Source organism: Pseudomonas sp. AF03-9, from assembly GCF_020515815.1.
Lineage (GTDB): Bacteria > Pseudomonadota > Gammaproteobacteria > Pseudomonadales > Pseudomonadaceae > Aquipseudomonas.
On record NZ_JAHPJF010000005.1, the window covers coordinates 219054 to 230849 of the forward strand.

The window sequence follows — 11796 nt, forward strand, 5'->3', positions numbered from 1 at the left end:
GTTTTTCTACACACCCCAAATTCCAAGTGGCCATGAACGATATTTCAGCTCCTGAGCAATACGATCTGCAAACCGCTGCCCTGAAGGTGCCGCCGCATTCCATCGAGGCCGAACAGGCCGTGCTCGGTGGCTTGATGCTGGACAACAACGCCTGGGAACGCGTGCTGGATCAAGTCTCGGACGGTGATTTCTATCGCCATGACCACCGCCTGATCTTCCGTGCCATCGCCAAGCTGGCCGACCAGAACTCGCCGATCGACGTGGTGACCCTGGCCGAGCAGCTGGACAAGGAAGGCCAGACCTCCCAAGTCGGCGGTCTGGGCTACCTCGGTGAACTGGCAAAAAATACGCCGTCCGTCGCCAACATCAAGGCGTATGCGCAGATCGTCCGCGAGCGCGCCACCCTGCGCCAGTTGATCGGCATCAGCACCGAAATCGCCGACAGTGCCTTCAACCCCGAAGGCCGCACCGCCGCCGAGATCCTCGACGAAGCCGAACGCCAGATCTTCCAGATCGCCGAAGCACGCCCGAAGACTGGCGGCCCGGTGGGCGTCAACGAGCTGTTGACCAAGGCCATCGACCGTATCGACACGCTGTTCAATACCGATAACGCCATCACCGGTATTTCCACCGGCTACACCGACCTCGACGAGAAGACCAGCGGCCTGCAACCGGCCGACCTGATCATCGTCGCCGGCCGTCCATCCATGGGTAAAACCACCTTTGCGATGAACCTGGTGGAAAACGCCGTGTTGCGCAGCGACAAGACCGTATTGGTGTACTCCCTGGAGATGCCAGGTGAATCGCTGATCATGCGGATGCTCTCGTCCCTGGGCCGTATCGACCAGACCAAGGTCCGTGCCGGTCGCCTGGAAGACGACGACTGGCCGCGCCTGACCTCGGCGGTCAACCTGCTCAACGATCGCAAGTTGTTCATCGATGACACCGCGGGCATCAGCCCGTCGGAGATGCGCGCACGTACCCGCCGCCTGGTGCGTGAGCACGGCGACATTGCGCTGATCATGATCGACTACCTGCAATTGATGCAGATCCCCGGCTCCAGCGGCGACAACCGCACCAACGAGATTTCCGAGATTTCCCGGTCCCTCAAGGCCCTGGCCAAGGAATTCAACTGCCCGGTGGTGGCGTTGTCCCAGCTCAACCGCTCCCTGGAACAGCGTCCCAACAAGCGCCCGGTGAACTCCGACTTGCGGGAATCCGGAGCGATCGAGCAGGACGCCGACGTCATCATGTTCGTGTATCGCGACGAGGTGTATCACCCCGAGACCGAGCACAAGGGCATCGCCGAAATCATCATCGGTAAGCAGCGGAACGGGCCGATCGGCTTTATCCGCCTGGCGTTCATCGGCAAGTACACTCGCTTCGAGAACCTGGCGCCGGGTAGCTACAACTTCGACGATGACGAGTAACGCTGGCTAAGGCCTGGCAAACAGATCCCGGATCGTGGCTTCGTCGTATTGGTAGTTCCAGCGTAACTCACTGCCCGCTTGGATGTTTTCGCTGGCAAAAAGCCCGGTGAGGATCAGTTGCTCCGAAGGGCCGTCGCCTGTTTGGGCCTGGACCCGAAACTGCGCGGCTTCAACGTTATAGCCAGTGGCGGCCTGCCGGACCGGGGTGCCCGCAGTGTCGTAGTCAAATAGGGTGTTGATCCGCGACAGCACATTGTCTCCAGAGAGCACTGGCTGGGTATTCACTGCAAAGGGAGTGGTCGGCCTGACGTTTTTCACTGCCATCAGATAAGGGTCCCTGCGCGCCTTGGCAATGAACAGGGGCAACAACTCTCCACCGTAGACACCCAGTGCTTCACCGGCTGCGAGGGGGCGCCGGCTGATAACGGTGGCTTGGCCGATCAGCGAGGCTTCTTGGGGAAATCGTTGATGGGCTGCTGTGAAGGGCACCACCTCGAGTTTGTCTTCATAAAGCTGTGCGACGCTTTCATAGCCTTCCCACCGGATGTATGGACGAAGCTGAATATTCTCGTATACACGGTTGGACGTTAACGATCTTCCTCGACTTTGTAGCAGCCGAATACGCATCGGCTTGCCTTGTTGGTCGCGTAGCGGATAACGGCCGTTGTTGGCACGATCATAATGACCCCGGTAGTTTTGGCTGAATTGATAGCCGCGCTCGGCGCGCATGTGGTTCAGTTCTTGACGTGTGTATTGCGCCTTTACCCAGCCCTCTTCGGCGGACAGGTACGTGCTGGAGGTGTGGGTCGACTCAAAATCCGCACTCGAATCCATGTCTTCAGCTGACGGTGTAGGGGAGTTTCCTCCGCCGAGTAATTTTCCTTTGGCGGGATCAATTTCCCACCCCCCTCCGGCTTTGTTACGCAGGTAGGGTTGATAGAACCTGAAAGGGCTGCGGGTGTCGATCAGCCGCCATCCCGGATGGGCAGGTTTGACTCGGTAATATTTCTGACTGTCTTGAATGTAATAACGGCAACTGCCGTCCGATAGCGCAGGGGTTCGATGGATGTTGTCAGGCCCTGCTGTCAGCCCGGACAACGGCGCCGTTTCCGCGAATAGCGGGTCGAGTGCTATTCCTGCGCCGTTTGATGCCGGCGGGAAAGGCGGCAAGGCTCGGCAAGGCGTCGGGCCCTCGGCCAATAGCCGTTGGGCGGTTTTGTGCAGTGCCTGCTCAAGGCTGGTTGTGCCCGATTGGCTGAGCAGTGCGCTGTGTTCAGTGGGGGAGAGTGTTTGCTCAATCGCCTCAGGCAGAGGAAGGGGGGCGCTCGGTTGTGCCCCTTGGGCGTCGTGGATGGCGTATAGCTCGCCTTGTCGGATCAAGGCATGCGGTGCGCTGGCCTCGCCGTCACCGATACTCCCCAGAAGCGGGCCGTCGGCGCTGCCATCATACAGTTCAAGCCTGTGGGAGGCAGGCCAGCCGGGAATCTGTTCCAGGGTGTACAGCGCCATCGGCACGCTCTCGCGGTTGCGCATCGAGCCGAGGAAAATACTGCTTTTTAGCCGCGTGGCGTCTGCCGCGCAGCGGTAGGCGTTGGCCTCCTCAAGCAATAGGTCGGGCAGGCCTTCGCCCTTTTGCAGGCGCTGGTGTTCCGGCTGCGTAAGCGTGGACTCCAGTTCTTCGAGGTGGCTTTTGGTCAGTTCCGGTATGAGTGTGCGCATGCTTGTTTCAGCCGGGGTGATGGCGGTTTCACTTGCGCCATTGAGCTGGGAAAACAGCCACTGTTTTTTTTGCGAGGCGTGCTTGGTCAATACCGTGGCCAGGTTTTCGGTTTTGGTGAAATAGTCGATGGGGGTAGGGGGCAAAAGCTGATTGAACTCGGTCTGTGGCAACTGCTCTTGCACCACATGCAACAGCTCTCCCTTTCTGAACCGGGCCTCACTGACGTTGATTTGCAGTGTTCCATTGCCGGCGCTCATCAAAATTTTCTGTTGCTTGTCCACGACCCTCAATACGTACGAGGCGGGCCACTCCGGCAGCGAGCCCAGCAGGTGAAACTGAATAAGTGGCGATAGCGCTGTCACCGAGGCACCCTCGGCGCGTTCCAGGTTGAAATCACTGATTTCCTGGTCAAGGTTGAAGTGCCTGACGGTGTCACGCAGTAAGGGCGGTGGACGGACCATCTCTTCATGGGCCAGGCGTATCGTCGTGGTGTCTGCGCCGCTTAGCAACAGGATAGGTTCGACGGCGTGTGGCTTGATGTTGGCAGCGTCGGGGCCCAGTCGCTTGATCAGTTTGAAGTTGTCCCAGTCCAGGGGCGTCTCGTGCGCGTGGCGCCAACCGCCTGCGCCATTGGTGAGCAGCGGCGGCGAGTACGCATGCGGGTCAGAGGGGTGTGACAGCTCCCATTGGCTGCCAATGGGTGAGCGTCGGGCGGCATAGGCATGGTCATCCAGTTTCACGTAGTACTGCTGTTCGTGAGAATACAGCCCCTGTTTGTCGGCAACCCAATGGTTGGGCAGCGCTTCCGGCTGACGGTAAGGCTTCAGGTCAGCGTGCCACAGGCGCCATCCTTGGTTGCGCACCTGTACTTTCACCAGCCCCGCAGTGAACCGTCCGGCCTTGATGGCGCCGGCGGTGGCGACGGCCATGGCGACATTGTCGATCACGTCCAACAGATCTTCGAGCGCTGCGTGGCTGTCGCCTCGGCGCCAGGCGGCAAACCCGTTGTAGACCGTGCCGATCAATTGCGCGCCGGTGACAATCAGGAGCGCTTCACCCACGATGGGCACGAACGATGCGGCGAAAAACAGCAGGGATTTGCCCAGGTCTATGTAGTACTGCAAGCGCTTTTGTCGGCTGATAATGTCGGCCTGTGCTGTGGGGACTGCCACTGCGCAAGCGTCGCTTTCGATCTGCGCGAAACGCTTCAAGCTGATGGCTTGGAACAGATGGCCAGTGATGCCAGTCAGTGTCAGCGGTTTTTCCAGGTGGGCGGGCCTGATTTTTCCCGGTGAGCCAACAGGCAGCCAATCCACCCAACTGGGCTTCACGGCCAGTAGTGATTCTCGCAAGTGCACGGGGACCAGGCCTTTGAAAAACGCCAGGTATTGCGGTTGCAGAAGGCGTGCGGTGAGTTGTGTTTCCAGTTCCTGCATCGTCTGGTGTAGACGGATGGGGGCTGTCGGATCTTCGGGGGTGTAGAGGATTGGCTGGGTCTCGGCCCGGAGGTCGTAGATAACCAGAACGCTGGGCAGCACCACCCCGCCGATGGTCAGATGGTTGCAGGTCAGGGCAACGTGATGGCCGTGTTCTGTGAGGCCGCTCAAGTCCTCGTAAAGGGTTTGCGGTATGTCGCCCTTGAGGTAGGCCAACTGAGCAGCCACGGCGAGCTTGTGTTGTTCGTGCTCGCGGAAGTGTCCGCGCACCACCACGCTGGATTTGATGACCGCGCGAATATGGTTGAGGTATTTGCCGCCCAGGTCCAGCCGGCGACAGAAGCCGGCGAAGAGGGTGGGTGATTGCAATGTATCAATGCGCCCGGAGGCGCTGGTGTTAAGAATCTTCGAGCCTGCCTCCATGCCATCGTCTTCAGCCTCCGACGCCTCGAAGTTCTGTAGCGCCGCTTCCAGAAGGGATTGTTCGGTGGTGCGTGCGTGGGTATGCAGCAGTCCGAGCAGGTGGCTGGTTTTCCACTCGCGAACCAGGATCGACGTCTTCGCATCCAGCAGCGTCAGGTACTCACTCTTCATGGCCTGCTCGAGCAGGGGGAGCGCGAACGCCTCCGGGCTCTGGATGCGATCGAAGACCGCTTGAAGTTGATGCCTGGATTGATTGCCTTTGAGCAAACTGTTGCGCAAGGCGGTGCGTATATCCGCCGGCGCTCGGGCCAGCCATGTGGGGAGCTGGGTTTTGATGAAGTCTGCGTGGGCATCGGGGCCCGGGGCGGGCGGGGATAGAGCGGTGTGACTGTTCATCGGCATTTCCAATGGAATAGGGGGCGTTGCGAAAGCCTATTCATGGCGCCGTAGGGCAAGGGCCTAGCGGATTAGGCCCCGCACACCCGCAAATTAGGCTTGTTGCCGGATTAAGCAGGGGGCGTGGCAAAAGCCGACCATTGCCGTCGGAATTGGTCAAAATTTGTGCTATATTCCGCCCCCGCGATTTTTCATCTCAACACCGGTCACCGTCATGCAAACAGCCAAGCCGTTATTTGACTATCCCAAGTATTGGGCCGAATGCTTCGGTCCAGCGCCATTCCTGCCCATGAGCAGGGAGGAGATGGATCAGCTTGGCTGGGATTCCTGCGACATCATCATCGTCACTGGTGATGCCTACGTTGACCATCCGTCGTTCGGCATGGCGATCATCGGCCGGCTGCTGGAGTCCCAGGGCTTCCGCGTCGGGATCATTGCCCAACCGAACTGGCAGTCCAAAGACGACTTCATGAAGCTCGGCGAGCCGAACCTGTTCTTCGGCGTCGCGGCCGGCAACATGGACTCCATGATCAACCGCTACACCGCCGACAAGAAAATCCGCTCCGACGACGCCTATACCCCCGGCGGCATGGCCGGCAAACGCCCGGACCGCGCCAGCCTGGTGTACAGCCAGCGCTGCAAGGAAGCCTACAAGCACGTGCCGATCGTGCTCGGTGGCATCGAAGCCTCCCTGCGCCGCATCGCGCACTACGACTACTGGCAGGATCGCGTACGCAACTCGATCCTGATCGACGCCTGCGCCGACATCCTGCTGTACGGCAACGCCGAGCGGGCGATTGTCGAAGTCGCCCAGCGCCTGTCGTGGGGCCACAAGATCGAAGACATCACCGACGTGCGCGGTACCGCGTTCATTCGTCGTGACACGCCGGCAGGCTGGTACGAAGTGGACTCCACGCGTATCGACCGCCCGGGCAAGATCGACAAGATCATCAACCCGTACGTCAACACCCAGGACACCCAGGCCTGCGCCATCGAGCAGGAAAAGGGGCCGGTGGATGACCCGGAAGAAGCCAAGGTCGTACAGATCCTGGCCAGCCCGCGCATGACCCGCGACAAAACGGTGATACGCCTGCCTTCCGTGGAAAAAGTCCGCGGCGATGCGGTGCTCTACGCCCACGCCAACCGCGTGTTGCACCTGGAGACCAACCCAGGTAACGCCCGCGCCCTGGTGCAGAAGCATGGTGAAGTGGATGTGTGGTTCAACCCGCCGCCTATCCCGATGACCACCGAAGAAATGGACTACGTGTTCGGCATGCCTTACGCCCGCGTCCCGCACCCGGCGTATGGCAAGGAGAAGATCCCGGCCTACGACATGATCCGCTTCTCGGTGAACATCATGCGTGGCTGCTTCGGCGGCTGCACCTTCTGCTCGATCACCGAGCACGAAGGCCGCATCATCCAGAACCGTTCCGAAGAGTCGATCATTCGCGAGATCGAAGAGATCCGCGACAAGGTCCCGGGCTTTACCGGAGTGATCTCCGACCTCGGCGGTCCGACCGCGAACATGTACCGCATCGCCTGCAAGAGTCCGGAAATCGAATCCGCGTGCCGCAAGCCGTCGTGCGTGTTCCCCGGCATCTGCCCGAACCTGAACACCGACCACTCTTCCCTGATCCAGCTGTACCGCAGCGCTCGTGCGTTGCCGGGGGTGAAGAAGATCCTGATCGCGTCCGGCCTGCGCTACGACCTTGCGGTCGAGTCGCCGGAATACGTCAAGGAGCTGGTAACCCACCACGTGGGTGGTTACCTCAAGATCGCCCCGGAACACACCGAGGAAGGTCCGCTCAACCAGATGATGAAGCCGGGCATTGGCAGCTATGACAAGTTCAAGCGCATGTTCGAGAAGTACACCAAGGAAGCGGGCAAGGAGCAGTACCTGATCCCGTACTTCATCGCCGCCCACCCGGGCACCACCGATGAAGACATGATGAACCTGGCCCTGTGGCTCAAGAGCAACGGCTTCCGTGCCGACCAGGTGCAGGCGTTCTACCCGTCGCCAATGGCCACCGCCACGGCCATGTACCACTCGGGCAAGAACCCGCTGCGCAAGGTCACCTACAAGAGCGACGCGGTGACCATCGTCAAGAGCGAAGAGCAGCGCCGTCTGCACAAGGCGTTCCTGCGTTATCACGACCCCAAAGGCTGGCCGATGCTGCGTGAGGCACTGACCCGCATGGGCCGCGCCGACCTGATCGGTCCGGGCAAGGAGCAGTTGATCCCGCTGCACCAGCCGAGCACTGACAGCTACCAGAGCGCCCGTCGCAAAAACTCGACGCCGGCCGGCAGCCATAAGGTCGCCAAGGAAACCACCACCAGGATCCTCACCCAGCACACCGGCCTGCCACCGCGCGGCAGTGACGGCAGCAACCCGTGGGACAAGCGTGAGCAAGCCAAGGCCGCGGCCCAGGCCCGCAACAAGCAGGCCGCCAAGGAACGTAGCGATGCGGCGAAGGGCAAGGGCGGCAAGCCTGCGCGCAAGCCGGTGGTGCCGCGTTGATCCACGCGTGAATATGCAAAACGCCAGCCGAGTGCTGGCGTTTTGCTTTCTATTCGGTGGCGCGCCGGTTTGTTAAGGTGGCGCCCATTCAATCGCCATCGCAGGCAAGCCCGCTCCTACAGATGACCGCGTTTATCCTGTGGGAATGCGGCCAAATGTGGGAGCGGGCTTGCCCGCGAAGGCGTCAGGTCAGCCAACATCAATTTCAAGGAAGAACACCCCCATGGGCAACCCCCTGGCCGGCATCGGCATGGACTCCAACCGCTCCCAGTTCATGGCGCGCCAGCGCATAGAAAGTGAAATCAACGTACCCCGGCTATTCGCCGCCATCGACGCCGACCCCGCTATCGTCGGCGCCGGCGTGGTGTATATCGACGCCGACTTCAACGTTGTCACCCTGCGCGAATTCAAGCCGATCTGCAGCATCCTGCCCAAGCGCATCATTGTGCGCGAGGCACAGAAATACATCGCGCCGGCACAGTTCGCCGACCAGGTCGTCAACAACCCGCGCGAAGGACGGCTGATCGGCGAAGCCATCAACACCACATTGTCCTGCGGCGGGGCGATCATCGGGTGGCTCGTTGTCCTGAGCGGTACTATCGCCGTGCCGTTCACCGCCGGCGCCAGTTCGGTGATGACCGTGATCGGCTATGCCAGCGCCACGGCCAGTACCGCCTCGTGCTTCTTCGGCGCGTATCGCACGCGCAATGAAATCGTCAACCCAGGCATGAACGACTACCTGGATAACGAAGAGTGGTATCAGACCGCGACAAAAATCATGGACGGCGCGGCCTTGGTCGGCGTGGGCGCGTCGACGCTGACCACGGTCAAACTGATCAACGTCACCCGCGCCTCCACCGGCAAAAGCTTGCGCCAGGTGCTCAAGGGCCTCAACGGCCAGGAGCGGGAGAAGCTGACCAAGGAATTGCTGAAACTTGCTGACCCGCAGATGTCGACCAAGATGCGCAAGCTCCTGCAACTGCGTGGCGAGTTGACCAAGCGGTTCACCCCGACCCAGCTCAAGCACGCCACCATCGTGCAGATCGGCGACGCCTTCGGCGCCGGGCTCGGCAGCTGGGGGCTGGCTCGTTCGGATAACGTCAAGAAAACCCTGGCGATTGGCTTGTACGAGGAGTCCGAATAATGCGTGGCGTGCCGTCGTTGAAACCATTCCTTCTGGAACATTTCCCGTCGTTCATCGGTGTGATTCTCGCAGGCTGCCTGGGCGGCTCCGGCGCTATTTCCCTGGCTGCCAGCACCTACTTCGCCGACGTGCCGATGGCTACCAACGCGACGGTGTCGTGGTTCGTGGTGCTGTTTGCCGCGCTGTTCGTGACCCTCAGCAACATCCTGGTCGTGCGCGGGCACGCCTGGGCGGTGTGGGGTATGGTCGGGTTTTTCGTGGTGTGTCTGCTGGTGACCCTGCCGACACTGGCCTATGGCCCCCACTGGTTTATCTACAGCGAATGTCTGTTCTGGCCACTGTTGGGGTTGTTGCTGATCAACGGCAAGGGCTATCGGGCGATGGTGGGCAAGCTGGTGGGTGTGCGCCGCATGCGTGAGGCGGCCAAGGTGGGGCTGTAGCCTTGGCTCGCGTGGTCAGATTTTCACGTTCTGACGAATGTTCCAACCGTATTTCACCGCACCGCCGTCCTTGCCGCCGTCGGCTTTCTGCGGTTGGTAGCTGACTTCGACGCTTGCGAAATTCAAGCCGATGACCTCTGTCAGTTCGTCACTGTTTTTCACCGCGTCGGTTTGGTAGGACGTCACCATCACCTCCTTCAAGGTGATCACCAGATACTCCACCGCACTGCTGCCCCCGGCCTTGCGCACCACCAGCCGCGCTTGCGGGTAATGCTTGCCGGTGGAGCAGGCCATCATCAGGTTGGGTGAGGACTTATCCATCACTTTCGAGATGGACAGGTTCTCGATATTGACCTTGCCCGCACCACCGCCGCTGCCGCTATGCATCGAGCCCGTCTGCGACATGCCCCAGCCCCATCGACTGATCTCGATTTCATCGCGATGGGCCTGATCCCTGGATTCGCCCTTGATGTCGCCCAACTTCAAAAACATATCAGTTGCCATTGTCGTTCCCTGTACTGGTGTCCGCCGGTAGTGGCGCGGGGCGTACTTTTTCTTATTCGGGACATGGCCTACAAGACGCTACACCGTGATCAGGAAGTGCCTGTCTGGATATAGCGAAGCTTCTGACATTTTTACGCGATGCCCAGTCTTTACCCTCTGCGCTCTTGTGAAAAACCGGAGTTAAGGGATGACTTCCAGTGTGTTGAAAGACGGGTTCCCCAGTGCGCACTTGACGACGCGGCAGTGGGTGGAAAGCACGATTGATCTGCGTAAGTTGTTTGCCGCCATTGATGCTGATCCGGCGATTGTCGGTGCTGGCGTGGTGTACCTCGATGCGCAGTTGCGGGTGATCGTCTTGCGCGAGTTCCAGCCGATTTGCAGCGTTGTGCCCAAGAAGGTGATTTTGCGGGAGGCGCCCAGTTATGTAGGGCGGGTGGAGTTTGCACGGCGGCTGGCGAATGAGCCGCGAGAGGCGGATGTGACGTTTGAGGCGGTGAATGCGGGGGTTGCGTGTGCTTCGGCGGTGATCAGTTGGTTGGTGATGGTGGGCGGCTCGGCGCTGAGTCCTTTTACCTTTGGGGCGACGGGTGTGGTTGCTGCCATTGGTTATTCGTCAGCGATAGCCAGTTCAGTTCAATGCGTGATCGGCGCTCGTCGGACTTACAACGAAATGACTGACCCTGCTCGTAACGACGCTTTGGATGGTGAACCGTGGTACCAGGCCGTAATGGCCGGATTGGATGCCGCTTCGTTGTTAGGTGCTAGTAATGCGGCGATGTCGACGGTTCGATTTGTCAGCATGCTCAAAAAAACAACGGGGAAAAACACGCATCAGGTACTAAAAGGGCTGAGTCGACAGGAACGGGTAAAGTTGACCAAGGAGTTACTGAGTATCAACCACCCAGAAATCAGCCGGAAAATGATCAAACTGAAGCAAATGGCTGGAGAGCTACCCAAGCGCTACACCTCGGCCGAAATAAAGCGTGGGACCGTCGTGCAGATGGTTGACGCCGTTGGCGCTATCTCAAGCATTACTGGCAGTGTGCGGTCCGGGAACACTCGGACAATTGCGTTAGGACTCTACGAGCAAGCGTCAGAATGAAATTCCTCGTGCCACTTCGACCTTTTCTGGTCCTTAATTTTCCCGTGTTTATCGGCGTGATTTTTTCGGGTCTCTTCGGTGGTGCTGCCGCTGTCGTGCTGGTTGAAAACTATTACTTACCCTCCTTATCGAATTCGGCTGCTGAAGCTGCGGCTGTGGTGCTGGCCTGCTTTATCACGCACTGCAATTTCATGATCGCCTATGGGCGACCGAAGTGGGCCTGGGGCATGTACGGCCTGTTCTTTGCCTGTTTACTGGTTGCTTTGCCAGCTTTTCAGTTTTCGCCATATCCATTTGTTTACGCCAGTAGTGTTTTTTGGCCGGCCTTTGGTCTTCTACTGCTTCACAGCAAGCGCCATCGAGAAATGCGCGCCACGGCCGTAGAGCTTCGTCATATGCGCCGCAAAGTCACGGTGGACATCGAGAAACGACGCAAACACGAGCGCGCAATAATCCGAATAAAGAAATCGAGGTGACTCCCCTATTGTCGTTCCCTGTAATGATGTCCGCCGGTAGTGGCGCGGGGCGTACTTTTTCTTATTCGGGACATGGCCTACAAGACGCTACACCGTGATCAGGAAGTGCCTGTCTGGATAAAGCGAAGCTTCTGACATTTTTACGCGATGCCCAGTCTTTACCCTCTGCGCTCTTGTGAAAAACCGGAGTAAAGGGATGACTTCCAG

At 59.5% G+C, this 11796-nt stretch carries 8 protein-coding genes; 6 read left to right on the plus strand and 2 right to left on the minus strand.

Features of this window, described 5'->3' with window-relative positions; genetic code table 11:
* The first annotated feature begins 32 nt into the window (after positions 1 to 32).
* A complete protein-coding gene (gene dnaB / locus LIY36_RS10335; RefSeq protein WP_192300266.1) occupies positions 33 to 1430 on the plus strand; it encodes a replicative DNA helicase in 1398 nt (465 codons plus the stop codon).
* Positions 1431 to 1436: 6 nt separating this feature from the next.
* Here dnaB and LIY36_RS10340 read toward each other — a convergent pair whose 3' ends face one another.
* A complete protein-coding gene (locus LIY36_RS10340) occupies positions 1437 to 5405 on the minus strand; it encodes a dermonecrotic toxin domain-containing protein (RefSeq protein WP_226455608.1) in 3969 nt (1322 codons plus the stop codon).
* A 214-nt stretch (positions 5406 to 5619) separates the two neighbouring features.
* On the opposite strand from LIY36_RS10340, the gene LIY36_RS10345 reads away from it, so the two are divergent.
* From LIY36_RS10345 to LIY36_RS10355, 3 genes are all read left to right on the plus strand, one after another.
* Positions 5620 to 7923, plus strand: coding sequence for a YgiQ family radical SAM protein (locus LIY36_RS10345; protein ID WP_226455609.1), 2304 nt, complete (start codon positions 5620 to 5622; stop codon positions 7921 to 7923).
* Between the two features lie 223 nt (positions 7924 to 8146).
* Positions 8147 to 9067, plus strand: coding sequence for an NAD synthetase (locus LIY36_RS10350; protein WP_226455610.1), 921 nt, complete (start codon positions 8147 to 8149; stop codon positions 9065 to 9067).
* Positions 9067 to 9507, plus strand: a complete 441-nt coding sequence (locus LIY36_RS10355) for a hypothetical protein (RefSeq protein WP_226455611.1) — start codon at positions 9067 to 9069, stop codon at positions 9505 to 9507. Before LIY36_RS10350 ends, LIY36_RS10355 begins: the two co-directional genes overlap by 1 nt.
* A 15-nt stretch (positions 9508 to 9522) precedes the next feature.
* Here the strand turns inward: LIY36_RS10355 and LIY36_RS10360 are convergent, their stop codons facing one another.
* A complete protein-coding gene (locus LIY36_RS10360) occupies positions 9523 to 10011 on the minus strand; it encodes an Hcp family type VI secretion system effector (RefSeq protein WP_192300261.1) in 489 nt (162 codons plus the stop codon).
* A gap of 187 nt (positions 10012 to 10198) precedes the next feature.
* Between LIY36_RS10360 and LIY36_RS10365 the strand changes: the two genes are divergently transcribed.
* Both LIY36_RS10365 and LIY36_RS10370 read left to right on the plus strand, forming a co-directional pair.
* Positions 10199 to 11113, plus strand: a complete 915-nt coding sequence (locus LIY36_RS10365; RefSeq protein WP_226455612.1) for an NAD synthetase — start codon at positions 10199 to 10201, stop codon at positions 11111 to 11113.
* The gene (locus LIY36_RS10370) at positions 11110 to 11589 is read left to right on the plus strand and encodes a hypothetical protein (RefSeq protein WP_226455613.1); all 480 of its coding nucleotides are present in this window, start codon (positions 11110 to 11112) and stop codon (positions 11587 to 11589) included. The genes LIY36_RS10365 and LIY36_RS10370 overlap by 4 nt, the downstream gene beginning before the upstream one ends.
* Positions 11590 to 11796 lie beyond the last annotated feature (207 nt).